Genomic DNA, 24,769 nt, shown 5'->3' with positions numbered 1-24,769 from the left:
AATCCGGCCTGAACCTGGGCGGCTGGTCAGGCTGCCGGTGGGCGTACTAAACTAGAACACGTTCCAATTCCGTCATCGTCCGTTAGTTTCCGGGGAGCAGGCATGCACACCGCCATATGCGACGAGCTTGGCATTGAGTTTCCAATCTTCGCGTTCACGCACTGCCGCGATGTTGTTGTCGCGGTCAGCAAGGCCGGGGGCTTCGGCGTCCTGGGGGCGGTTGGATTTACCCCCGAACAGCTAGAGATCGAGCTCACCTGGATCGACGAGCACATCGGCGATCACCCCTACGGCGTTGACATCGTCATCCCCAACAAGTACGAGGGCATGGACTCGCACCTGTCGGCGGAGGAACTGGCCAACACGTTGCGGTCAATGGTTCCGCAACAGCATCTGGACTTTGCCCGCAAGATCCTCGCTGATCACGGTGTCCCAATTGAGGGCGCCGACGAGGACAGTCTGCAGTTGCTCGGCTGGACCGAGGCGACGGCCACTCCCCAGGTGGAAGTGGCACTCGAGCACTCGAAGGTGACGATGATCGCCAATGCGCTCGGCACCCCTCCGGCGGAGATGATCGCGCATATTCATGAGCAAGGCCGCAAGGTTGCCGCCTTGTGCGGCTCGCCCTCGCAGGCCCGCAAGCACGCGAACGCGGGCGTCGACATCATCATCGCCCAGGGCGGCGAGGCCGGCGGGCACTGCGGTGAGGTGGGCTCGATTGTCTTGTGGCCGCAAGTCGTCAAGGAAGTGGCACCGGTCCCCGTCCTGGCTGCCGGCGGTATCGGCAGTGGCCAGCAGATCGCCGCGGCCCTGGCGCTGGGATGTCAAGGGGCATGGACGGGTTCGCAGTGGCTGATGGTCGAGGAGGCCTCCAACACCCCGGTGCAACAAGCGGCATACGCCAAGGCATCCAGCCGCGACACGGTCCGTAGCCGCTCGTTCACCGGAAAACCGGCCCGGATGCTGCGCAACGATTGGACCGAGGCGTGGGAGCAAGCGGACAACCCGAAGCCGCTAGGCATGCCACTGCAGTACATGGTCTCCGGCATGGCTGTGCGGGCCACCAACAAGTACCCGAACGAAACCGTGGACGTCGCGTTCAATCCGGTTGGTCAGGTGGTCGGACAGTTCACCAAGGTCGAGAAGGCTGCCACCGTCATCCAGAGATGGGTGCAGGAATATCTCGAGGCAACCAACAGGCTCGACGAACTCAACGCCGCCGCCGTCTGACGGCAGTCGCGCGGCCCGCCGAGCCTGGTGTCGGTGATTGCCAGCCGGGACTAGTCCAGGTCGTCGTCCTTGCCGATGAGCACCTCTTTGACCTTGTCGACCGCGTGGGTCGCGATGTCGATCGAGTTCTGCACAATGCCGCTGGCTCCCCCGGAGACGTCGCCGCGGATGATGTCACTGGCGTTCTCGACAATGTCGGAGGCCTTCTCGACGGCATTGGTCGCGATGTCCCTGGCCGCGTTGACTGCATCTTTGGGATTGATGGCCATCGGAGGCTCCTTTTCGTTGGTGGATGCTTGATACGACTGTAGTCCCGGCGAATTCGCCTCGAACATGCCAGAGTCAGTAGTCGACCAGGGTGCGCCAGTATTGTTCCGGGATCTCGTCACCGGACCGCAACACCCGGGCCAGCCCAACCGCCATCGCTATTCCAAGCAGACCCAGCCACAGCCCGGCGAGCCCGATGATCCACCACAGGACCGCGGTAACCGCCGGCCACGGGGACAACAAAACCAACACTGGCGCGAAAAAGAATCCGGCCCCGATGTACCACGCCGAGCCCGCCCGATCCGACGCGAGGACAAACCGTAACCACCGCGGGATCGGCGATTCGGCTTGCTGCGCCTCGGGCGTCATCGGATCAGGTCACTGGATCACTCGGGGGGAAAGAAGCCCGCTCCGGTAAACCATCCGGCCTGCCATCCCTGGGCACCCCGACAGAGCATCGGCAAGCCGTCTTCGGTCTGGGCGGCGGAATTCGGACCCGGGCACGACGCGCCGGCCTGCTGGACCCCGTACAGCGGGTAGGAGATTACCCAATAGCCGGTGGTGGCGGCCGGGAACTGGTTGGGCGGCGGGAAATGGCACGCCTCGGCTTGGCCGCTGGTGCCGCGTCCGAAGATAAAGCGTTCGTAGTTGTCGCAGGGCGCACCCAATGAGGCGTCGTAGTTCATCCCTGGCACGTCACCCTCGTAATGCGGCTGGTCGGCCACGGCGACAGGTGCTACACCGATTGCGGCACCCGTGATTGCCGCGGCGGCGAGCAGTTCCCGAATCATCTTCCACCCCTTCGTGGCACCGGCAAGCTTTCCCAAAGCATAACGATTGTGGCCTGGCCCACAAGATTGGATAGCAAAGCCGACGGTGCGGGACAAAGGCGGCGATCAACCGCCGTCACCGGCGGCGAGGCCGGGGGCTCGGGTGGCCTGCCAGACGGATTTGACCAGTGCCTTCGGTGTACTGCGGCGCCGCTACCCGTCGTGTCGGGCCGGTCGGCGCTGGCCGCGGTGGGCAAGCGCGCTCGTCGCCGCGGGAGGTTCGCGCGGTGTCTCTTCGAGGCCGGTCGGGACTCGTGAACTCGTTTCGGTCTCGGACATGTCAGGAAATCCTGGCGGCTGAACGCGTTGCAATTTCTCTTCGCGGATCTGGTCGGAGTTCTTCCCAACCGCGGTGGAGCAATGGATTATGGGCAATAGACGACGACTAACAGAATTCGCATCGAGGAGTGGCCTTATGCCAGCTGCCGAGCCAACCGCCACGTCGGTCCCCAATCTGCCTCCCGGATTCGATTTCACCGACCCCGACATCTACGCGGAGCGGTTACCGGTAGCCGAACTCGCCGAGATGCGTCGATCCGCGCCCATCTGGTGGAACGAACAGCCGACGGGCTGCGGTGGGTTCGACGACGGCGGTTTTTGGGTGGTGACAAAGCACAAGGACGTCAAGGAGATCTCACTGCGCAGCGATGTCTTTTCCAGCCTGCAAAAGACCGCGCTCCCCCGCTACAAAGACGGCACGGTTGATGAGCAGATCGAACGCGGCAAGTTCGTGCTGCTCAATATGGACGCACCGCAACACACCCGGCTGCGCAAGATCGTCTCGCGCGCATTCACCCCAAGGGCGGTCGAGCGGCTGCGCGACGACCTCAGAGAGCGCGCTCGGCGGATCGTCGAGGCGGCCGCGGCCGAGGGGCGGGGGGACTTTGTGGAGCAGGTGTCTTGCGAACTGCCGCTGCAAGCCATCGCTGGCTTGATGGGCGTACCGCAGGAAGACCGCAAGAAGCTTTTTCACTGGTCCAACGAGATGGTCGGCGACCAAGATCCAGAGTTCGCTACCAATGATGCTCTGACCGCTTCCGTCGAACTCATCATGTACGGCATGCAGATGGCGGCCGACCGGGCGAAGAACCCGGGCCAGGATCTGGTCACCAAGCTGGTCGAGGCCGACATTGACGGCCACAAGCTCTCCGACGACGAGTTCGGCTTCTTCGTCATCCTGCTGGCGGTGGCCGGCAACGAAACCACCCGCAACTCCATCACCCAGGGCATGATGGCCTTCACCGACTTCCCCGATCAGTGGGAGCTGTACAAGCGGGAGCGTCCAGTCACCACCGCCGACGAGATCGTGCGCTGGGCGACTCCGGTGACCTCGTTCCAGCGCACCGCCCTGGAAGACTATGAACTGTCGGGGGTGCGGATCAAAAAGGGCCAGCGGGTGGTGATGTTCTACCGCTCCGCCAATTTCGATGAAGACGTATTCGATGACCCGTATACGTTCAACATCCTGCGCGACCCAAACCCACATGTGGGTTTTGGCGGTACCGGCGCGCACTATTGCATCGGGGCCAATCTGGCCCGGATGACGATCGACCTGATGTTCAATGCGATCGCCGATGTGATGCCGGATCTGGAATCGATCAGCCAGCCCGAGCGGCTACGGTCGGGCTGGCTGAATGGAATCAAACACTGGCAGGTCGACTACCACAGCGATTCATCCGGGAAATGTCCTGTCGCGCACTGACAAACGAATAGTAGAGGCGAGTTGATGGCAACCCACAAAGCTGTCCAAATTGGTGCGGCGGGCGGGCCCCTGCAGCTGGTTGACGTCGATACTGCTCCGCCGGGTGATGGTGAGGTGCGTATATCAGTTTCTGCGTGTGGTATTTGCGGCACCGACCGGGCATTTGTGCTCGGGGCCTTTCCAGGCCTGGGCTGGCCGCTGACGCCTGGACACGAGATCGCCGGCAGAATAGCCGAAATCGGAAATGGGGTTGAGGATTTCGCGGTTGGCGACCGCGTCGCTGTCGGTTGGTTCGGCGGAAACTGTAACCACTGCGATCCCTGCCGCAAGGGAATGTTCATCCACTGCGCCAAGATGAAGGTTCCGGGCTGGCAGTATCCCGGTGGCTATGCGGAATCGGTGACGGTGCCGGCCACCGCGCTGGCTCGCATTCCGGCGGAGCTCTCCGACGCCGAGGCGGCTCCAATGGGTTGCGCCGGCGTCACGACGTACAACGCGTTGCGTCATACCCGGGCACGGCCGGGCGATCGGGTGGCGGTGCTCGGTGTCGGGGGTCTGGGCCATCTGGGGCTACAGTTCTGTCGTGCCATGGGTTTTGAGACTGTGGCGATCGCTCGCGGTAGTGCCAAGGCCGAGGATGCACGCCAGCTGGGAGCCCACCATTACATCGATTCCACCACAGGTGACGTAGCGGAAGGATTGCGACGGATCGGCGGTGCCGCGGTCGTGTTGGCGACCGCTGGCAATTCGGCAGCTATGGCTGAAACGGTGGGCGGACTTCTTCCCCGCGGCGAGCTGGTCGTCATCGGCGTGACGGCTGATCCGCTACCGATCAGCCCGGTCCAGCTGATCAACCCCGGCCTCAGCGTCACGGGTCACCCATCCGGTACCGCTAAAGACGTGGAGGAAACCATGCATTTCGCGGTCTTGTCCGGTGTGCGGGCCTGGATCGAAGAGCGACCGCTCGCGCAGGCCGCCGATGGCTATGAGGCGATGGAGCAAGGCCGGACGCGCTATCGGACGGTCCTGGCCATGTAAGGGCCAGGCCAAGCGAATACAGTCGTGTTGTGAGCGAGGCTGTGTGGACCCTGGACGCTTCCGACGGCGAGCTACTCATCGGCACCGGTGTCGCGGGACGGGCAGCGAAAATGGGCCATCGACTGACCATTGCGATGACCCGCTGGCAAGCGACGGTGAATTGGGTAGCTGACGAGCCCAGCGCCGCAGAGCTCATTGTCGAGGTGGATTCGCTAGAGGTGCTACGCGGCGAGGGCGGAGTCAAGGGGCTTTCCGGGCCGGAGAAGGTCCTGGTGCGGTCCAATGCACTGAAATCGTTGCGCGCCGATCGGTTTCCGCGCATCGAATTCTCCGCCGATGCCATCGAGAAGACCGCGGATGGTTACCGGCTCAGTGGGCCATTGCATATTCATGGAACGTCGCATCAGCACGTAATCGACTTGCACACAGATGATCTGGGCGATTCATGGCGCATGTCCACCGAAACGGCGGTTCGCCAGTCCGACTACGGTGTCAAACCTTACTCACTGCTGATGGGATCGCTGCAGGTTGCCGATGAGGTGACGATCTCATTCAGCGCCGTGCGGGCCAAGAATGGTTGATGAACGGTTTGCCGGCCGCCGATAAACCGCTGGAAGACAACGTGTTACCGCTCCGGTGGCCGCCGTACGGCCGCCCGCGCTGAAAGGCTTCTGGTGCTTGGTGGCTTGCCCGGCAGTAGCCTTCGTGGTGTGCAAGAGCGTGATGACCAGTACGTGTAGTCGAAGGAGCCGTCGATGACGCAACCAACTGCCTATCCGGTCCGGGTGAGGGGGGATATCGATCCCGCATTGTCACGTTGGCAATGGCTGATCAAGTGGATCTTGGCGATTCCGCACTACATCGTCCTGGTTTTCCTGTATCTGGGCGCCTTCGTGGCCACCGTGATTGCTTTTTTCGCGATCCTGCTCACCGGCAGATATCCACGGCCGCTGTTTGATTTCAACGTCGGTGTCATGCGGTGGCGGTGGCGGGTCGCGTTTTACGCGCTGACGGTGTTGGGCACCGACCGCTATCCGCCATTCAGTCTGCGGGAGAACCCGCAGTACCCTGCCGATCTGGATGTCGAGTATCCGCAGCGCCTACATCGCGGTCTGGTGTTGATCAAGTGGTGGCTGCTGGCCATTCCCCACTACCTGATATTGGCCGCCTTCTTTTCCGGCGGCTGGCGCGTGGTCATGCTTGGCCGGCATGAATTAGGCGGTGTAATGCTGCCGTCGCTGGTGGTGATTGTGGTGGTTAGCGCCGCGATAGCACTGTTGTTCACCGGGCACTACCCCGATGGCTTGTACAACCTCTTGATCGGGGTCAACCGTTGGAGCCTGCGAGTGCACGCCTATGCCGGGTTGATGCGCGACGAGTACCCCCCGTTTCGGCTCGACATGGGTCCACGCGAGCCCCTTCGAGTGAGCCTGACCAAGGTGGCGGACTACTCAGGTGGGCGAGAGCCCTCTTCTTCGCCGTAGCTGCCGGGGATGTGCGTAAGCACTCGGGTCAACATCGGTGATCCATCCGCGGGCTCGGACTGCGGTGCCTCCCCGCCAGGTTGTTCGACCGGCGCGGCGTCGGTGATCTGCTCACCGGCGGTAAGACGAATAGGCTCCTGCCCCGCACCGGGTGCCGGTGCCTGATGAGGAGCGGACGGCTCTGGTTGCGCGGGCATCGGCACAACGGGGGCGACCGCTTCTACGATCTCAGGCGTTGGCTTGTGCCCCGCGTGACCGGTGGCTGTGTGATGCCTTTCCGGGGTGAGCTGCAGACCGATCGCCAGTGACAGCGACCCAACGAAGGTCACCGCGGCGGCCGCCAGGGTGGTTGCCGCTCCGGCGTAGTGCAGCGACCGCTTGGGTGCCGGGGCGGGTTCGCTGACGTCGGCGATCAGCCGGGCGTCGGTGAAATCGGTGCTCTGGGCGGCCGCCAGCGCTGCGCCGCGCGCAATTGTCACCTGGGCCATCGTCTGTGCGAAAACCGGCACCGGCAGAGCCTTTTCGAGCTGCCAAGAGAATTCTTCAACGTCGGTGTCCGAACCGACGACCACGACGGCGGCGGGGCGCCACGCACCGCGGTCGAACATTCCGGTCAGCCAGGAATTCAGGCCGTCGAATCCGCCTCGAACGTGCTTGACGGCGGTTTGAGTCTTCCCGTCTTGGGTATCAACCATCACAACGGTTGCCCAGTCGTGCTCGAGGATGCAGACCGCGGTCTGGTCATAGCCGATAACCGGTGCGATCGCTTCGGCCAGCGTCTCCACCGCGTCAAGCAGCCGAACCGGCACAACGTTGTCGAAACCCGCGTCGGTGAGTGCCTCGAGCAGCAGCGCGGCCTGCGCGGATGCCTCGTCGCTCCAGGTCACGCCGATCATGCGCAGGCGATGGCCCGCACCGCTGGCGACCTCTTTCGCGTGCCAAACCTCATCGGCGACCTGCTCGGCGGTGTGCACGATGCGCATGCCGCGAGAACCGTGCAACTGCGACTCGTGGTGATCGAGGATGGCGCCATCGGCACCGTGTCCTTCAGCGAGGACCCACCCGACGGTGGTCGGCGTTACTGATAGCCCAAGTACCGTATCCAAAACTTCGCACCTCAATCGTTTCCGGAGCCCGACGCCCTCAGCCACCGCCAGCGCGCACCAAGGGGCCCTGGTGTGCTGGTGTGGGCAGCGCCGGAAATGACCGGAATAGTGTGGTCTCCATCGGCTTGTCTTGACAGAGAGTACGCGGTCGATGCAAATTCGGCCGCCTCGGTAGGCAAACCCGCAGGTGACTCACAAGAAGTGGGCATTGCCGCTGGCGTCGGCTACGGCGCCAACGGAGCGCGGAATGCGTGGATTGCTCCCGCTGGCCGCCTCCCCGATATTCCGGCCGACTTTTCCGCCGATTCGTCATTTGATTCGTCTGATTCGTCAATTGAATCCGCAAGCGCTTTCTCCCCATACCGACCGATGCGACCCCCATGCGGCACGCGGGCGCCGCCTGATTGGTTGCATATCGCCCCGCTCGCGGACCGCCACCGCGCGCGGGCGATCAGCTGACTAGGTGCGGGTGCCGACTAGCCGCCAACTGTCCTGGTCACAGCTGCATCACGGCTGCTGGGGCTGGTTTATCAGGGCCGGCGGGAGGTTATTACCGAGAAGTCGGGATCGTGGCGGCTCGCGTAGCACAGGTGCTGTGTCCGTGGCGGTGGCCGATATCCAAATGAAATGAGTTCGCGTCCCGATCGACATTTGCCGTACTCACGCGGTAAGTTCTGCCGGGAGCACACGACTACATACGACAAGGGGCACAGGTATGACAGACGTGAGCGGGAAAATCCGAACCTGGGGACGGCGGCTGCTAATCGGCGCGGCTGCCGCGATAACCCTTCCTGGCCTGGTCGGACTCGCCGGCGGCGCGCCGGCTGCGAAAGCTTTTTCGCGTCCGGGCCTGCCCGTCGAGTACCTGCAGGTGCCATCCGCGGCGATGGGGCGCAGCATCAAGGTCCAGTTCCAAAGCGGCGGGGACAACTCGCCTGCGGTCTACCTGCTCGATGGCCTGCGCGCCCAAGACGACTACAACGGCTGGGACATCAACACCCCGGCGTTCGAGTGGTACTACCAGTCAGGCCTGTCCGTCATCATGCCGGTAGGCGGCCAGTCCAGCTTCTATGCGAACTGGTACCAGCCCGCCTGCGGCAAATCCGGCTGCTCGACCTACAAGTGGGAGACGTTCCTAACCAGCGAACTCCCCGAATGGCTGTCGGCCAATCGCAGCGTCAAGCCCACCGGTAGCGCCGCGATCGGCATCTCGATGTCCGGCTCTTCGGCGATGATCTTGGCGGTGTACCACCCCCAGCAGTTCGTGTACGCCGGTTCGCTGTCGGCGCTGCTGGATCCGTCCCAAGGGATGGGACCGTCCTTGATCGGCTTGGCAATGGGTGACGCCGGCGGCTACAAGGCTGGCGACATGTGGGGGCCGTCCAGCGATCCCGCCTGGCAGCGCAACGACCCGACGATCCAGATCCCTGCCTTGGTCTCCAACAACACCCGCCTGTGGGTTTACTGCGGCAACGGCACCCCCTCCGAACTGGGCGGCGCGAACCTGCCCGCCGAGTTCCTGGAGAACTTCGTGCGCAGCAGCAACCTGAAGTTCCAGGACGCCTACAACGCGGCCGGTGGCCACAACGCGGTGTTCAACTTCAACGACAACGGAACGCACAGCTGGGAGTACTGGGGCGCACAGCTCAACGCTATGAAGGGCGACTTGCAGGCCAGCCTCGGCGCCGCCTGATCGCCAATCAGATCGCAACTGCTGGGCTTGACGGGCCCGGTTTTCCGGGCCCGTCAAGCCCAGCGGTCGTTTCTGGCGTTGTCCTACCGGAGCGGGCCGAACTGGTCGCTGATATCGGTCCATCCCATCGTGTCGCGGCGGTGATCTGTGGTGTTGCGGCACGGACCGTAGAGCCGTAGGACTCCCATGGTGGGGTCATCGCGGTGCCGATACAGAACGGCTGTCGTGTCGTCCCTGGTCAAGGTCCTGCCGAACACGTGTTCAGCGGGTGGTCGTCCCTCGGTCCATCCGTGCTGGACCAGCGTGCCCGCCACCGCGCGAAAGTAGGTATCTGCGTGGGCGTCGACGGGCAAGGTGAAGGTCAGATAGATCGCGCCCTGATAGGGCGGATCCTCGCGGTTCTTGCAGGACATCAAGAGGTAACCCGCGGCGATCGGCCGTAGCCCGGCGACGGCGACGAGTCCTCTGGCCGATTCAACGACGTGGGCTTCGGTCGCAGCGTCGGAAAGTGGGTTGCCGGGATGGTCGATGGCGCCGGCAGACGACGACTTACGGCTGTCCACCAGCAGCACGGCTGCGCCGAGGAGCAAGCAGGTAGCCAGGGTGCTGGCTACGGCGAATCGAAGCTGGCTCCTGCCGAGCCACTGTCTGCTTGTGTCGTTGCGCTGGATCATCGGTGGGGCATCTGTTTCCCGTGGCGCCATGGTTGGGTGTCTGTCGCTGCGGCTGATTATCGTTGGTCGCGGTTGCGGTTGCACCCGTCAAACGGGTCTCGGTGCACCCAAGACCCCACCTTGTGACGTTGCGCTTGCCGCGAACACGCTGGTTGGCCCTGCTCCCGGCTGGCAGTGTCACCCCCGTGCCCGAATTCCGGTTCTCGTTCAACGTGTTTCGCATCGATCCGGTACACACTTTCATCGAAACGTGCCGACGCGCCGAACAATGGGGGTATGACGCCGTCTTCGCTGCCGACCACCTCGGAATCGCAGCACCCTTCATGACCCTGGTCGCCGCAGCAGCCGCCACCGATCGGATGCGGGTCGGCACCTTGGTGCTCAACGCGCCATGGTGGAACCCGGCGTTGCTGGCTCGCGATATCGCGACCACCGACGTCCTGACCGGGGGCCGGCTCGAGGTCGGTCTGGGTGCCGGGCATATGAAATGGGAGTACGACCAGGCGGACATCCCATTCCCGTCATTCACGACACGAACCGCTCGGTTGCGCCAGACCATCGAAGAACTCGCCAGCCGGTTCGCCGAGGACGGGTTCGCCCAACAAGCTGAACTACGCGAAGCCCACAACATTGCGGTACTGCGCCCGACCCAGCGGCGGGGATTCGGCGGCTACGGTCCACCCCTGCTAGTCGGCGGCACCGGTGATCAGGTGCTGCGACTTGCCGCGCAATACGCCGATACGGTCAGCATCGCGTGCCTGTACCAGGTCAAAGGACGGCCCCCGGGGACGATGCGACTGGCCACCGTAGCCGAGATCGAGCAACGGGTCGGCTACGTGCGTCGGTGTGCCGGAGCTGCCAGACACCCGGAGTTACACACGTTGATTCAAGAGGTCGTGTTGACCGATGACCGTAGGAAAGCCGCCGGCATGCTCGCCGCCAAGTATGGCAACCTGCTAACCGCCAACGAAATCCTGCAATCCCCAACGCTTCTCATCGGTACAGTTGAGCAGATAGCGCGGCAGCTGCGCGCGAATCGGGAACGATACGGCTTCACTCACTACACCATCCCCCAGCCCCATGTGGCGGCCTTCGCCCCGGTCATCACCGTGCTTGGTGACCTGAACTAGCGCCGCCGTTGACTTTCATGCAGACTGCACGTAACTTACGTACTGGCAGCACGTAAGTATCCGTGAAGGGGTGGCACCGATGGCACAGGTCACGCTGAGTCAGGCGACAATTGCCTACCGAGTGCTCGGACCCGAAAACTCCCCACATCCCCCGGTGCTATTCGTCCACGGCATTCTCGTCGATGAGCGCCTGTGGTCCGCCGTAGCCGAAGGGCTTGCCGCGATGGGGTTTCGGTGCATCCTGCCCACCTGGCCGCTGGGTTCCCACGCGATCCCGGCTAACGAAGGCGCTGACCTCTCCCCCGCCGGGATCGCGGAGATGATTCACGAGTTCATGGTCGCCCTTGACCTCGCCGACGTGACCTTGGTGGGCAACGACACCGGCGGCGGCCTGTGTCAGCTGGTGATCGATGCCCACCCGGATCTGGTCGGCCGCTTGGTGCTCACCAACTGCGATGCCTTCGAGACTTTTCCACCGTTTCCGTTTCCGGCCGTATTCGCGCTACTTCGGGGGCCAAGGTCGATCAAGACGCTGTTTGCGGCGATGGGGTTGCGGCCGTTGCGGCACTCCCCGCTCGGGTATGGCTTGCTGTTGAACAAGCCAGACGCCGCGCTGACGGCGTCGTGGTTGCAGCCGTGCCGCACAGACGCTCGCATCTGCGATGACCTGGCCACGCTGCTTCGGCATGTCGCCGCCACCGATCTGACCGAGGTGTCGACGCGGTTTGCCCAGTTCCCCAAACCGGTGACGCTGGTCTGGGGCATGGGAGACCGGTGCTTCAAGCCGACGCTGGCTCACCGCATGGCCCAGCTCTTCCCGGACGCGTCGATCATCGAGGTACCGGGTTCGAAAACCTTTGTCGCTCTCAATGAGCCGGCGGCGGTGATCAACGCGATCAGCACTGTTGGCGCACACCACGGCTGACATGCTGTGATGAGGCGTGGTTTTTCCAGCGCGCCGATCGACTCGGCATCTGTTGGGTGTCGGGCTCGGCGGGGCGGCCACCCTGCTTGCGGTGGCGCTGGGCGCGCCCGGGCAGGTGCGGGCCGACAGTGCCAGCCCGCTGAGCACCTTGGTTGACGCGGCGGCGCAGCGGTTGGCCGTGGCCGACCCGGTGGCGGCCTTCAAGTGGCATGCTGGCGTGGCCATTGAGGACCCGGACCGCGTCCAGCAACAACTCGCCAAGCTGGGCGATGCGGCCCGCGCCGCAAAGGTCGACCCCAACTACGTCACCCGGGTGTTTGGCGACCAGATCAGCGCGACCGAGGCGATCGAGTACAGCCGCTTCGCGGACTGGAAGTTCGGCTCGGCCGACGTCCCCGCGGCACCCCCCGACCTGTCCGCATCGCGCGCCGAGATCGATGCGCTAAACGATAAGATTTTATCTCAGATAACACTTAATCGCAGTTTGCTGGAGTCGGCGTCCTGCGCGACCCAACTCGACCTCGCGAGGGCGGACGCGATACGGGCTCGTCAGCTGGACAGCCTCTATCAACGTGCTCTGTTGACCGCAACGAGGTCGTACTGCCCGGCCGGGGACCACGCCTGAGGTAGCGGCCCGCGGGCGGTTTGCCTCCCTACTCGGTGAATTTCGGTGGGATTGATTTCCAATCTCACAAGATTCTCTAATCGGTAACGCTTTGACTACGTCCGCCGAAAAGTCGGACATGACACACATCGCGAAACCCCTCACCAAGTCCGCGCTCGCCGGTGGATTCGTCGTTGCGTCGATGTCACTGTCCACCGGTGTCGCACAGGCCGATCTGATGAACTGGGAAGCGGTCGCGCAGTGCGAGTCTGGCGGAAACTGGTCGGCCAACACCGGCAACGGCGCCTACGGCGGTCTGCAGTTCAAGCAAGCCACCTGGGAGGAATACGGTGGCGTGGGAAACCCCGCAAGTGCCTCTAAGCAGCAACAAATCGCCATCGCCAACCGAGTTCTGGCAGGACAGGGACCGGCCGCCTGGCCCAAATGTTCGTCCGCCGGTGGATTGCCGCCGGTGCCCGTGCTGTTGCCCAAACCGGTGCGTCAGCTCGAGCAGACGGTGACTCAGATCATCTCGATATTCACGCCCCGTTAGGGGAATATCGCTGGTTCGGTTCCATGTGTTACAGCGAGCGTGTTTGGATCGTCTCATGGAGGGTTCAGCGACAGTTCACATGGCAGCCCCGGCGGACAAGATCTGGGATTTGATCGCCGACATCCGCAATACCGGACGATTTTCGCCGGAAACCTTCGAGGCCGAATGGCTCGACGGCGCGACCGGCCCTGCGCTGGGTGCCAGGTTCCGGGGGCACGTTCGGCGTAACGAGATCGGACCGGTTTACTGGACGGTTTGCGAGGTGACCGCCTGCGAGCCAAGTCGCGAGTTCGGGTTTGCTGTGATGATGGGCGACAGACCGGTCAACAACTGGCACTATCGCCTGGCCCCCTCGGGAGGCGGGACCGATGTGACCGAGTCATTTCGGCTCGCGGAGTCTCCGCTGAGCACCGTGTACTACTGGATGTTCGGTGGCTGGCTGCGTAAGCGCCGCAACATTCGGGACATGACCAAGACGCTGAACCGCATTAAAGACGTGGTCGAGGCGGCCTAGGCCGGCGGCGCTCCATGAAATCGGTATTCATCACCGGCGCCGGCAGCGGAATGGGCCGCGAGGGGGCGAAGCTGTTTCACGCCAAAGGCTGGCGGGTCGCCGCGGTGGACCGCGACGGCGCCGGCCTTGACGCGCTGGGCGCCGAACTTGGCACCGAGCGGCTGTGGACCCGCGTTGTTGACGTGACCGACCGGGATGCGTTGGATCGCGCCCTGGCCGATTTCTGCGCCGGTACCAGCCACGGCGGACTCGACATGATGTGGAACAACGCCGGCATCGGCGAAGGCGGATGGTTCGAGGACGTACCCTACGACGCCGCGATGCGCGTCGTCGATGTGAACTTCAAGGCGGTGCTGACCGGGGCTTACGGTGCCCTCCCCTATCTGAGAAAGGCACCGGGAAGTCTGATGTTTTCCACATCGTCGTCGTCGGCCACCTACGGCATGCCACGGCTGGCGGTCTATTCGGCAACCAAGCACGCCGTCAAGGGACTCACCGAAGCGTTGAGCGCCGAATGGCGGCGCCATGGTGTGCGAGTTGCCGACGTGCTGCCCGGGTTGATCGACACCGCGATTCTCACCTCAACTCGGCAGCACTCCGACGCCTCCGCCCCGACCCTGTCCAGCGAGCAGATCCGCGCCGCCGCGCCCAAGAAGGGGATGTTTCGTCTACTGCCGGCATCCAGCGTCGCCGAGGCGGCCTGGCAGGCCTACCAGCACCCGACGCGGCTGCATTGGTACGTGCCGCCAAGCATTCGCTGGATCGATCGGCTCAAGGGCGTCAGTCCGGAATTCGTTCGAAGCCGCATTCTCAAATCCCTACCGACGTTTGGCGCAGGACAGCAGTAGAGTCTCGGGCACAGCGCTGGTGTCCACAATGGAGGTGGCTCGTGCAGATTCGGTTGGTCACTGTCACAGGGCTTGCATTGAGCGTGGTCGCTGCAGTCTCCGGGTGTGGGAGTGCGATGACGGTGCCCCGCCAAGCCGCGCACGTGACCATCGACGGCTCCACCCACACGGCACGCCCCGCCGCATGCAGTCAGGAGCAGTCCTACCGGACCATCGACATCGGCGACCGAGACGGCCATGTCCAGGCGGTGGTGCTGATCAGCGGCGAGCGAGTGATTCCGCAGTGGGTGAAGATCCGCAATATTGACGGGTTCAACGGCAGCTATTGGCAAGGCGGGGTGGGAGAGGCTCAGGTGGGCCTTTCCCACGGGACATACACGATCACTGGCAGCGCCTACGGCATCGGCAGCGACAACCCGAACAAGGTGGTGACAACCGACTTCAAGATCGTCGCCGAGTGCTGACCCGTCGGGCTCTGCCTCGGGGCGCGAGCCTCGATTAGCCCTGCGTCGGCGGCCTCGACGAGCTTAGTCTGGTCACAAGCGCAATGGCGAGGTCGATCGATGGAGGCGCGGTGAAGGACAAACTGCACTGGTTCGCGATGCACGGGGTAATCCGGGGCATGGCCAATATCGGTCTTCGACGAGGTGAATTGGAGGCTCGGCTGATCGCCGACCCGGCAGTTGCGGCCAACCCGGGACCGTTCCATGACGAGTTGCGCCGCCACGGGCGTATGGTGCGGACCCGCGTCAACTACCTCACCGTCGACTATCAGCTCGCGCACGATGTGCTGCGCTCCGACGACTTCCACACCATCTCGTTCGGCGAGAACCTGCCGGGACCGCTGCGCTGGCTGGAGCGCCGCACCCGCGACGAGCAGCTGCATCCGCTGCGGCCGCCGTCGCTGTTGGCCGTCGAGCCGCCCGATCACACCCGATACCGCAAGACGGTGTCGGCGGTTTTCACCTCCCGAGCGGTTGCCGCGCTACGCGATCGGGTCGAGCAGACCGCGAACAGTCTGTTGGATCAACTCGCGCAGCGGCCCGGTGTTGTCGACGTGGTGGGCCAGTACTGTTCCCAGCTCCCGATCATGGTGATCAGCGAAATCCTCGGTGTTCCAGAACAAGACCGCGGCCGAGTGCTGGAATACGGCGAATTGGCAGCGCCTAGCCTGGATATCGGGGTCCCCTACCGGCAGTACCGGCGCATACAGCAGGGCATAACGGGATTCAACTCGTGGCTGACGGCACACCTCGAGCAGTTGCGTCGAAACCCCGGCGACGACCTGATGAGTCAATTGATCCGGGTCGCTGAAAGTGGTGATGCTGGGACATATCTCGATGAATCCGAACTGCGCGCGATTGCTGGGCTGGTGTTGGTTGCGGGCTTCGAGACCACAGTCAACCTGTTGGGCAACGGAATTCGGATGCTGCTGGATGCCCCCGAGCAACTGGAGACACTGCGTCAGCGTCCGGAACTATGGCCGAACGCGGTCGAAGAGATCCTGCGGCTGGATTCACCAGTCCAGCTCACCGCCCGGGTGGCCCGCACCGATGTCGAGATAGCGAGCTGGCCAATCAATCGCGGCGAAATGGTGGTGGCCTATCTGGCCGGAGCCAACCGCGACCCGGCGGTATTCCCGAACCCGCACCGTTTCGACGTCGAACGCGCTAATGCCGGAAGGCATCTCGCCTTCTCCACGGGTCGTCATTTCTGTCTTGGTGCGGCTCTGGCCCGGGCCGAGGGAGAGGTTGGGTTGCGGACGTTCTTCGAGCGCTTCCCCGACGTTCGGGCCGCCGGCGCGGGAAGTCGCCGCGACACCCGCGTGTTGCGGGGCTGGTCGACGTTGCCGGTCACGCTCGGACCGGCCCGCGCGCTGGCCGCCTCCTAGCGGACCGCGAGGGCGTGTCCGCCGGTCGCGTTGAGGGCGCCAATTGGCATCGGCGCAGCGTGGTGGTTGACAGCCCAAGAGGGACCAAGTGTTATTGGCCGTTATGGCAGAACTTTCTTTGATTTCGGTTGGCGATACGGTGCGTGGGATGTGGCACGCGCTGTCTCGGAGGGACTGGGATGGCGTCAAGACGTTTTTGTCGCCGGACTGCCTGTATGTGGACATGCCGGTTCCCGCGCTGTCGGCGCGCGGTCCGGACGACATCGTCACGCGGCTGAAGCTCGGGCTTGAACCCCTGGCCGGCTACCAGAACCACGACGGACTGCTGCTGTCCAGCGGTTCCGATGTCATGTATGAGCATTCCGAGACCTGGACGTTCGCGACCGGTGAGCAGGGGCTGCTGAGGTTCGTTACCGTCCATCAAGTCGTCGACGGGAAAATCACCGTGTGGAAAGACTATTGGGACTTCAACAGCCTGGTGGCCTTTGCGCCGCCGCAGCATTTTGAGAACCTTGGCTCGGCAGATCAGGGCTGGATATTCGACGCGAGCAGCCTGGTCTAGCAACCGGTTGATGTCGCCGGTGACTACCGGTGGGGTCTAACGCGCCGACCACCAGCACAGCCGCCAGAGGACTAGGGCAGCCGGTCGAGGTCAGACAGCGACGACAACTGCCGCCGCGGGTTGGCGGTCACCACCGTTAGGAGCCTCTCCAACCGGTCGGTAATGGCTTCGATCACCGTAGGAGTGAACATGGCGGTGCGGTATTCGACGACTCCGCTGATCCCGGCGGGCTCACCGCTCTCGGTGAACTGCTCGGTCAGGGACAACAAGAAGTTCATCCGTGCCGCCCCGGTGTGCACCGGGGCTTCGGTGATGTCCAGCTCGCCCAGTGCCAGCTCGGCCGGTTTGTTGTTTTGCCAGGCCAGCATGACTTGGGCCAAGGGGCCAGCGGGTGACGAGCGGGCGGCGTTGATCTGGTCTACCAGAACGCCATAGGGCATGTCTTGATGGTCGAGTGCTTGCAGACTGCGGGTACGCACCTGGTCGAGCAGGTGTGCGAAATCCAGGTCGGGGGCCACCGCAATGCGCAATAGCACCGTGTTGACGAACACGCCGACCAACTCATCGAGCGAGGGGTGACGGCGACCGGCGACCGCTATTGCCACCACGATGTCGTTGCTGACGGCCAGTTGTGAGAGCAGCGCGGTAAAGCCCGCCTGGACGACCATGAAGCTGGTGGCGTGCTGTGCGCGCGCCAACTCGGTTATCTGGCGGTGCAATGCCGCCGGCCAGCGCACGGCCAGCGTGTCGCCGCGAGTGTCGTACGAGGTGGCATCGGGTTGCCCGGGCGATAGCTCGAGATGCGTGGGCATGTCCGCAAGCGTCTTCTGCCAGTACCGAAGTTCCGCGGCGATCATGCTGTCGGGATCCGCCGGGTCCCCCAGGTACGCGCGTTGCCACAAGGCGTAGTCGATGTATTGGATGGGCAACGGCTCCCAGCCGGGGGCCTGCCCGTCGCATCGGCTGCGGTAGGCCACGTCGAGATCGGCCGCCAGCGGGGCCAGTGACCAGCCGTCAGCGGCAATATGGTGCAGCACGAGAACCAGCAGGTATTGATCGTCGGCCCGGCGATAGAGCCGGACCAGTAGCGGCAGCCGGCTGGCCAGGTCGAAGCTGTGGCGGGCTTGGGTCGAAACGACGTCACGCAGCTGACCCGGCGTCCAGGTGGTGGCGTCGATGACCTCCCAGCACAGGTCCACCGCTTCGGGCGCCAAGACGACTTGGTGCGGTTCACCGTCCACGGCGGGATAAACGGTGCGCAACGGTTCGTGACGACAAACAACATCGACTAGGGCCTGGCGCAGTGCCTCGGTGTGCAGGATGCCACGCAACTGCAGCACCCAGGGGATGTTGAACACAGCGGAGGGGCCCTGCAGCTGAACGACACTCCACATCCGGTGCTGGGCCGGCGATAGTGGCACCCGCTCGGGCCGCTGGACCGGTGCCAGGGGTATCGAGGCGGCCGATCCCTTGTTGATGTGCGGCACCAGCTCGGCGACGCTGGGTGCATCGAACAACACCAGCACGGACAGGTCTGCGGCCAAAGCGGTGTTGACCGCCGCGACCACGCGCATCGCCAGCAACGAGTCGCCGCCCAAATCGAAGAACGACTGGTCGGCGCCGACCCGTTCCAGCCCGAGGACCCGCGCAAAAATTCCGGCCACGATTTCCTCCACCGGCGTGGTCGGGGCTCGGTAACCGGTGGTGTAGTCCGGAATGGGCAGCGCGGCAACGTCAAGTTTCCCGTTGACCGTCAACGGCAACCGCTCGAGCGACATGATGGCCGCCGGAACCATGTAGTGGGGCAGTTGGTCTTTGAGACCGGCACGAACAGCTTCGGGGTCGGCTTGGCCGGTGATGTAGCCCACCAGACGCTTGTCGCCAGGGCGGTCTTCGCGGACGATGACGACCGCATTGTTCACGCTGGGCGACCGCATTAGCGCTGTGGTGATCTCAGCGGGTTCGATGCGATAGCCGCGAATCTTGACTTGGTCGTCCACCCGACCCTTGTAGTGCAGTTGACCGTCAGCACCCCAGCAGGCCAGATCACCGGTCCGGTACATACGGCTGCCCGCGGTTCCCCCGAACGGGCAGGCCACAAAACGCGATGCCGTCAACCCGGAGCGGTGCCAATATCCAAGCCCAACTTGGCTTCCCGCCACATACAGCTCCCCCACCACCCCGGGGGGCAGCTGGCGCAACCACGGGTCCAATACGAACAGAGCAGTACCCGGCAGTGGTAGGCCGATGGGAGCGGTCCCGGAACCGGCAACCAGCGGTGCGCTGATGCTGACGCAGACAGTGGATTCGGTTGGGCCGTAGGCATTCACCATCACTCGCCCGGGCGCCCAACGATCCACCACCTCGGCGGTGCAGGGTTCACCGCCGACCACGAGTGTCGTGGCTTCCAGAGCATCGGTTGACAATGCGGCAACCGCCGAGGGGGTTTGGGTCAGCGCGTTGACTCGCTGTTCCAGCAGCAAGTCGTGGAAATCGGTGGGGGAACGAGTTACGTCTTCGCCTACCACGACAAGTCGCCCGCCGTGCAGTAACGCGCTCCAGATCTCCCACACCGAGAAGTCGAATGCGTAGGAGTGGCACTGGGTTACGGCCAGACTGTTCTGGGCGTTCAGTGGGGTGGGTGCGGCCACGAGTTGGGCAATGTTGTGATGGGTGATCGCCACGCCTTTGGGCACGCCGGTGGTGCCGGATGTATACAGCACGTATGCGACGTCGTCGGCGGCTGGCGCGGGCAGCCCCGTGCTGGGTCGGGCGGCAACGGCGGGATCGTCGACGTCGATGACCGCCAGGGCGTGGCCGTCCAGACCGCCGGTCAAGTCGCGGACGGTCAGGACAGCCACCGGCTTGGTGTCGTCGAGCAGGAAGGCAACGCGGGCGCGGGGGTGATCCGGGTCGATGGGCAGGTAGGCCGCTCCCACCTTCAGCACTGCCAGGATCGCGATGATGGCTCGTCCGCTGCGTGGAAGCAGCAACGCTACGACGTCGCCACGGCCTATCTCGTGAGAGGCCAACAAGGACGCAAGCCGGTTGCTGGCGGCGTCGAGTTGGCGGTAGCTCAGCACGACGTCTGCGGCTGTAACCGCGACAGCGTCCGGTCTCTGGGCGACGTGGGCGGCGAACAGCTCCGGAATCGACTGGGTAGGAGCAGCGGGGCAGGTCAGCGCGGCGTGGTTACCCCACGTATGGATCCGGCGGCGCTCGAGCTGATCGAGCAGGTCGATTGACGACAACCGCCGCGCCGGATCCGCGGCCATCACCATCAAGAGCCCAGTCAGTCGTTGCGCCAAGGCTGGGCCCTCGAAATCTGATGATGGCGCGCCAGCACCTCCCGTGCTCAAAAGCAGCCGCTGCCCCTCAATCATGACGAACATTCCAAATCGATTGCCGCGGCCAAAGTTTGTATGCACCAGCGAGGCCGGCGCATCACCGAAATGTGGGATCGCCGTCGGCGGGAGCAGGTTCAGCGCGATTCCGCTGAGGGGCCCGCACAACGTGTGTACCGGAAACCGTTGATGTCGTAGGACATCGCGGACCCGCGAATCCGCCTGCGTACACAGCTCAGCAACTGAGGAAGTGGGCGATGTCGGCAACGCCAGCGGAACCACCCCGGCAACCATCCCCGGAATCGTCTTCAACTTGTCGGTGCCGCGCCGGCTCACCGCAAAATCCAGTACCACCTGCGGACCGCCACCATCCCAACCGTGTACCAGTAGCCCACACGCTGCGGTGATGATCGAGGATCGCCTGACGCCTAGCACTGTGGCCAGAACATCAATGCTCTGCGCGGCGGCGGCATCCAGCACCACCGGCGCCGACGCGCCGTAGCGATCGTTCTCATTCCCGGTCTCCGCGGACTGGTATTGGAGCGCTGGGCGGTCCGGGGGCAGATTCTCCCGCCAAAACTGCAGGTCTTCTCGATATTTGCGGGACGCCTCGTACTCCAGTTCGGCGCCGACCAGATCGTGCAGCGAACCAAAGGATGCTGCCGGGACTGGCGTGGCAGAGGCGAGCGCCGAGTAGATAACGGCGATTCGACTGACGAACAGCACGGAACTAAATCCGTCGACCACGATGTGATGTAGACAGAAAAACAAGAAGAATTGGTTTGGGCTCGTCCGGAATAACGCAAATCGGAACAACGGCCCGGCCCATGCCATGGGCTGGCGCTGCATCGACGCGGCCAGTTGGTGCGCTTCCCGAACCGGATGTCGCGAGCCGCTCACGTCAACGAGCGGGACAGTAACGGCCGGATAGTCCCGCGGTTTCTGGCAGACCTGTGCGTCGACCTCGAATATCCCGACGCGCAGCGGCTCGAATTCGGCCACCGCCCGCCGGACGGCACGCTCGATGAGGACCGGATCGACCGGGCCGCTGATCACTGCAAAAAAGCTTGTTTGCCAGGGTATTCCCGAGCCGTTGCGCTCTTGGGAGAGCCATATGTCGAGCTGCCCGCGCGTGAGTGCGAGGGACTTCCCATTTGCCGGCACTGCGCCGTGCGGGTCGGTGGGAGCAGACATCAGGTGCCGGTATGGAGCCGAAGCGCGCGGTGGCGATTTCCCAGCTCACCGACATAGACCGAAACGGGCCACCTAGTCTTTCGGCAAGTCGCCACGGTGGTGACGGAGCGTGGTGCCATTTTTCACCTAGGTCATCGCAACCAATGTCCGAGTTTGCTGCACATTTCGGATACAACAATGGCTGTGCACTGAAGTCGTCAATACGCCGTGGTAGAAGTTTACACGCGCAACCACTTCATCAGTATTCGCTGGCGCGCGGGATTTGCAGGGGGGCGATGTCGTTTCGGCACCGGAACAGCGCGGCCGTAGTCGCGCCGCTGGCCGTGTCCCCCGATCTGGGGACACGACTTCCCCCGTACAGGGGGCGAGCATTCCGGTGCAATTGACACCCGTTCGGGGGATGTTGTGCTACCCAAAAACCGGAAAGCTTTGCATCAAAGTTGGCGAGCGCATCCGGCGATTCGTCTGTATCCACCAGAGGAGGCCAGTCGAATGGCGCACGAAATTCTGTTCTGCGAGGTTGAGGTTGCTCACAGCGCTCCTGCTTTCCACGTCGAGGGCATCACCGACTAAGACTCTCGGTAGCGTCGCCAATCACTTCGTGTGGTGAACTAGGCGACCGTCAGGTCACCAGCAGCCCCGGGGCTTGCCATCCGCCGAATATCGCCTCGAGGTGGCTCGCTACCGCCAGCGCCGTGCCGTCGTGCCATGGCCGGGCCGCGATTTGAACGCCGATGGGCAAGCCGCCTGGCGATGTTCCGCACCGGACCACCGCAGCGGGCCATCCGGTGAGGTTATGCACCATCAAATGCGAAAAATCGCTGATCTCGACCAGGCCGTGGTGGTGCGGCTTGGCCGGGGTGGGCATGGCCGGGCCGATGATTACGTCGTAGTCGGCCATAAATGCCAGCATCTGGATGCGGTAGTGGTCGATATCGACCAGGCGGCGTCGGGCTTCGGTGAGCGAGAAGTCGACTTGGCGGGCCTGCGCCGTGAACTCGGCCAGCTCTTCGGACGGCGCTGTGGTGCCGATGGCCCCCAGGTCCTCTTCAAATCCCCGGCCCCGGTCGCCCCCTAGGAATATCGACGTCCACAACAGGTCTGTGGTGCGATTCAGGCAGGGCGGCACGGCGTGATCGATGACGGCGACCACCTCCCGTAACGCTTCGACCGCCGCCGTGACGACCGCCGCAACCTCTTCGGAGGGTGGCGAAATGCCGTCATCGAGATAGGCGGCCACTCGCAGAGTGCCCAGTTCGACATCGTCCGGGCTGCCCAGCGGTGCCGGCGCCGTATACGGGTCCGCGAGATCTGGGCCATTCATGATCGACAGGCCCAGAAACAGATCTCTAACCGATCGGGCCAGCGGCCCGTAGCACACGAACGGGCTGAAAACTCCTAGAGCATCGCCGAATACGCTCCCGGTGCGTGGGATCCGGCCGTGCGTGGGCTTCAGCCCGGCTATGCCGGTGTTGTGGCATGGCTGCCGGATGCTGCCACCGCCATCGGACCCCACGCTCAACGCGGCCCCGCCGGCGGCGACGAGCGCGGCCGAACCTCCACTGCTGCCGCCGGGAGTCCTGGTGAGGTCGTAGGGATTGTTGGTCCGCCCATACAGGTTGTTGTTCGATTCCCCGCCACGGCTCATCTCCGGGACGTTGGTCATCCCCAACACGATCGCCCCTTGGGCCCGCAGCCGCGACACCACGGTAGCGTCGGTGTCCGCCACGGCGCGCAAGCCTGGACTGCCACCGGAGCACGCCAGCCCGGCCACTTGCATGACGTCCTTGATCACCACCGGCAGACCGTGGGCCGCGCCCAGCGGGGCGCCTCGCGCGACGCACTCGTCGGCGTGGTCGGCTTGCCGCAAGCTGCGCTCCGGATCGTCGGCTTCAACCAGCGCGTTGAGTGCCGGATTGACGGCCCGAATCCGTGCCAGATGCTGCTGGATGACTTCTCGGCACGATACCGAGCCGGTGCTCATCAGGCCGACCAACTCGTGGGCGCTCAGGTGGCACAACTCGGTCATGAATTCTCGCTCATCGTTTGATTGGCCTTCTGGTCAAGTCGGTATATGCGGGCCGCATTGCCGCGCCCTATGAGGTCGACGACGCGGATCGCGTCGGCTTCGGCCCAGTCGCCGCTTTGCACAAAGCCGTGTAGAACGCGGTGAATGCCTCTGCGCCACAAAGCCGCTCCCAGGTAGTGGAGTTCGGCGGGGCCGAAACCGTCCGAGGAGTACACGATTTTTCGCAACGGCGCCAATTCCATTAGCCGGCCGATGAACTCCGGCGCTCGCGCCCCAAGGTAGTTGACGGTCAGGCCGCCATCAACGAAGACGTTGTTGAAAGCCTGTGCAAGATATCCGGCTTCGCGCTCGTAAGGGTAGCAATGCAGCAGCACAATCGGGGTTTCGCCGGACTGGCGCAGGAAATCAAGCAGATACAGCGGATTGGTGTTGTGCAGATCGCAGTCCCGGTCGCCGAAGCCGACGTGCAGCTGCAGCGGTTTACCCAGTCGCAGCGCCTGATGGAGCCCGAATCGCAACAGAACACGGTCACTCAACCGGGTTCCACCGCAGTCCCGCCACCGCCTGGCGGCTTGGGCAACCTGGGCCGGTGAGGGCTCGGTCAAGTCGCCGACGAATCCGGCCCGGTACGCCAGGATTGACTTGGTGCCAACGGCCGTTGCCATACGTTGGTGTAAGAGTTCTTGGAATGCCAAGGCATAGTCGCCCGGCGCCTGCGCGGCCTGTTCGGCCACCTGCTCGAGTCGGACCACCTCGTGAGCACGGCCCCGTGACAGCGCACTCAACTCCGCCGGACCGGCTACATCGCCGTTGATGCCGGTATCTACCAGCCAGTCGGTTACCCCGGCGGCCGCCAAGAACCGCTCAGCCAGTTCGGCTTCGCTGAACTGGCTGCGATGTTCCCAATATGTTTGCGGGTCAACGTGTTCAGGCAGGCCCAGGATGGGGCCGCAGTGCTTGCGCAGCGCAAACCCCAGCTGCGAGTCGAACGCCGAGTCAAAGTCGGCAAGTGGTTGTGTGTTCGCCTCGTTGAGGGCGTTTTCGAACCGCGATCTCTCCCCCGCGGTCAACCAGCAGCCGTGCACATGTTGATCGATCAACGCCACATCGCGGATATGTCGGGCCAGCTCCGAAGTAGCGGACTCCGTCAC

General features: G+C 63.8%; 23 protein-coding genes. 15 read left to right on the top strand and 8 right to left on the bottom strand.

Going from position 1 to position 24,769, the window contains the following annotated elements; all coding sequences use genetic code 11:
* Window positions 1–102 precede the first annotated feature (102 nt).
* Window positions 103–1,230, top strand: coding sequence for a nitronate monooxygenase (locus CCUG20998_RS13485; protein WP_020729025.1), 1,128 nt, complete (start codon window positions 103–105; stop codon window positions 1,228–1,230).
* 50 nt (window positions 1,231–1,280) lie between these two features.
* Here the strand turns inward: CCUG20998_RS13485 and CCUG20998_RS13480 are convergent, their stop codons facing one another.
* The 3 genes from CCUG20998_RS13480 to CCUG20998_RS13470 all read right to left on the bottom strand — a co-directional run bounded on the left by CCUG20998_RS13480 (window position 1,281) and on the right by CCUG20998_RS13470 (window position 2,288).
* Complete coding sequence (locus tag CCUG20998_RS13480) at window positions 1,281–1,499, bottom strand: Rv1893 family protein (protein ID WP_011739344.1); 219 nt, start codon at window positions 1,497–1,499, stop codon at window positions 1,281–1,283.
* Between the two features lie 73 nt (window positions 1,500–1,572).
* Complete coding sequence (locus tag CCUG20998_RS13475; RefSeq protein ID WP_012394492.1) at window positions 1,573–1,866, bottom strand: hypothetical protein; 294 nt, start codon at window positions 1,864–1,866, stop codon at window positions 1,573–1,575.
* Window positions 1,867–1,883: 17 nt separating this feature from the next.
* Complete coding sequence (locus CCUG20998_RS13470; RefSeq protein ID WP_012394491.1) at window positions 1,884–2,288, bottom strand: hypothetical protein; 405 nt, start codon at window positions 2,286–2,288, stop codon at window positions 1,884–1,886.
* Between the two features lie 454 nt (window positions 2,289–2,742).
* On the opposite strand from CCUG20998_RS13470, the gene CCUG20998_RS13465 reads away from it, so the two are divergent.
* The 4 genes from CCUG20998_RS13465 (at window position 2,743) to CCUG20998_RS13450 (ending at window position 6,551) form a co-directional block, all read left to right on the top strand.
* Entirely contained in the window at window positions 2,743–4,029 is a 1,287-nt protein-coding gene (locus tag CCUG20998_RS13465) for a cytochrome P450 (protein WP_020725312.1), read from the top strand.
* Window positions 4,030–4,053: 24 nt separating this feature from the next.
* Window positions 4,054–5,067, top strand: coding sequence for an alcohol dehydrogenase catalytic domain-containing protein (locus CCUG20998_RS13460; protein ID WP_020729023.1), 1,014 nt, complete (start codon window positions 4,054–4,056; stop codon window positions 5,065–5,067).
* Between the two features lie 29 nt (window positions 5,068–5,096).
* Window positions 5,097–5,648, top strand: coding sequence for a YceI family protein (locus CCUG20998_RS13455; RefSeq protein ID WP_050674536.1), 552 nt, complete (start codon window positions 5,097–5,099; stop codon window positions 5,646–5,648).
* 174 nt (window positions 5,649–5,822) lie between these two features.
* Window positions 5,823–6,551: a DUF4389 domain-containing protein gene (locus CCUG20998_RS13450; RefSeq protein ID WP_036455669.1), complete on the top strand. Its 729-nt coding sequence runs from the start codon at window positions 5,823–5,825 to the stop codon at window positions 6,549–6,551.
* Here the strand turns inward: CCUG20998_RS13450 and CCUG20998_RS13445 are convergent.
* Window positions 6,515–7,657, bottom strand: a complete 1,143-nt coding sequence (locus CCUG20998_RS13445) for a DUF7159 family protein (protein ID WP_020725308.1) — start codon at window positions 7,655–7,657, stop codon at window positions 6,515–6,517. The two genes, CCUG20998_RS13450 and CCUG20998_RS13445, sit on opposite strands and share 37 nt — an antisense overlap.
* A 715-nt stretch (window positions 7,658–8,372) precedes the next feature.
* On the opposite strand from CCUG20998_RS13445, the gene ag85B reads away from it, so the two are divergent.
* Complete coding sequence (gene ag85B, locus CCUG20998_RS13440) at window positions 8,373–9,350, top strand: diacylglycerol acyltransferase/mycolyltransferase Ag85B (protein ID WP_015355544.1); 978 nt, start codon at window positions 8,373–8,375, stop codon at window positions 9,348–9,350.
* An 83-nt stretch (window positions 9,351–9,433) separates the two neighbouring features.
* Here ag85B and CCUG20998_RS13435 read toward each other — a convergent pair whose 3' ends face one another.
* Window positions 9,434–9,940 carry a hypothetical protein gene (locus CCUG20998_RS13435; RefSeq protein WP_240642849.1) on the bottom strand — a complete coding sequence of 169 codons (507 nt, stop codon included), beginning with the start codon at window positions 9,938–9,940 and terminating at the stop codon, window positions 9,434–9,436.
* A gap of 269 nt (window positions 9,941–10,209) precedes the next feature.
* Here CCUG20998_RS13435 and CCUG20998_RS13430 point away from each other — a divergent pair, with 269 nt between their 5' ends.
* The 9 genes from CCUG20998_RS13430 to CCUG20998_RS13390 all read left to right on the top strand — a co-directional run bounded on the left by CCUG20998_RS13430 (window position 10,210) and on the right by CCUG20998_RS13390 (window position 17,051).
* A complete protein-coding gene (locus CCUG20998_RS13430; protein ID WP_020729019.1) occupies window positions 10,210–11,154 on the top strand; it encodes a TIGR03621 family F420-dependent LLM class oxidoreductase in 945 nt (314 codons plus the stop codon).
* 79 nt (window positions 11,155–11,233) lie between these two features.
* Window positions 11,234–12,079, top strand: coding sequence for an alpha/beta fold hydrolase (locus CCUG20998_RS13425; protein ID WP_020729018.1), 846 nt, complete (start codon window positions 11,234–11,236; stop codon window positions 12,077–12,079).
* Window positions 12,080–12,095: 16 nt separating this feature from the next.
* Window positions 12,096–12,704: a chorismate mutase gene (locus CCUG20998_RS13420; RefSeq protein ID WP_020729017.1), complete on the top strand. Its 609-nt coding sequence runs from the start codon at window positions 12,096–12,098 to the stop codon at window positions 12,702–12,704.
* A 118-nt stretch (window positions 12,705–12,822) separates the two neighbouring features.
* Window positions 12,823–13,236 carry a transglycosylase family protein gene (locus CCUG20998_RS13415; RefSeq protein WP_020729016.1) on the top strand — a complete coding sequence of 138 codons (414 nt, stop codon included), beginning with the start codon at window positions 12,823–12,825 and terminating at the stop codon, window positions 13,234–13,236.
* Between the two features lie 55 nt (window positions 13,237–13,291).
* Complete coding sequence (locus tag CCUG20998_RS13410) at window positions 13,292–13,750, top strand: SRPBCC family protein (RefSeq protein ID WP_015355538.1); 459 nt, start codon at window positions 13,292–13,294, stop codon at window positions 13,748–13,750.
* A 14-nt stretch (window positions 13,751–13,764) separates the two neighbouring features.
* Window positions 13,765–14,598 (top strand): SDR family oxidoreductase, encoded by an 834-nt coding sequence (locus tag CCUG20998_RS13405; RefSeq protein ID WP_020729015.1) that lies wholly within the window; start codon window positions 13,765–13,767, stop codon window positions 14,596–14,598.
* A gap of 41 nt (window positions 14,599–14,639) precedes the next feature.
* Window positions 14,640–15,062 (top strand): lipoprotein LpqH, encoded by a 423-nt coding sequence (locus CCUG20998_RS13400; protein ID WP_036455668.1) that lies wholly within the window; start codon window positions 14,640–14,642, stop codon window positions 15,060–15,062.
* A 110-nt stretch (window positions 15,063–15,172) separates the two neighbouring features.
* Window positions 15,173–16,489 (top strand): cytochrome P450, encoded by a 1,317-nt coding sequence (locus CCUG20998_RS13395; RefSeq protein ID WP_020729013.1) that lies wholly within the window; start codon window positions 15,173–15,175, stop codon window positions 16,487–16,489.
* Window positions 16,490–16,607: 118 nt separating this feature from the next.
* On the top strand, window positions 16,608–17,051 hold the full coding sequence (locus CCUG20998_RS13390; protein ID WP_020729012.1) for a nuclear transport factor 2 family protein: 444 nt from the start codon (window positions 16,608–16,610) through the stop codon (window positions 17,049–17,051).
* Window positions 17,052–17,122: 71 nt separating this feature from the next.
* Here CCUG20998_RS13390 and CCUG20998_RS13385 read toward each other — a convergent pair whose 3' ends face one another.
* From CCUG20998_RS13385 to CCUG20998_RS13375, 3 genes are all read right to left on the bottom strand, one after another.
* On the bottom strand, window positions 17,123–21,589 hold the full coding sequence (locus CCUG20998_RS13385; RefSeq protein WP_020729011.1) for a non-ribosomal peptide synthetase: 4,467 nt from the start codon (window positions 21,587–21,589) through the stop codon (window positions 17,123–17,125).
* 622 nt (window positions 21,590–22,211) lie between these two features.
* Window positions 22,212–23,618 (bottom strand): amidase, encoded by a 1,407-nt coding sequence (locus CCUG20998_RS13380; RefSeq protein WP_020729009.1) that lies wholly within the window; start codon window positions 23,616–23,618, stop codon window positions 22,212–22,214.
* On the bottom strand, window positions 23,615–24,769 hold the full coding sequence (locus CCUG20998_RS13375; protein WP_020729008.1) for an amidohydrolase family protein: 1,155 nt from the start codon (window positions 24,767–24,769) through the stop codon (window positions 23,615–23,617). Before CCUG20998_RS13375 ends, CCUG20998_RS13380 begins: the two co-directional genes overlap by 4 nt.

This window comes from Mycobacterium marinum, assembly GCF_003391395.1.
Lineage (GTDB): Bacteria > Actinomycetota > Actinomycetes > Mycobacteriales > Mycobacteriaceae > Mycobacterium > Mycobacterium marinum.
This window is presented reverse-complemented; position numbering and strand designations above follow the sequence as displayed.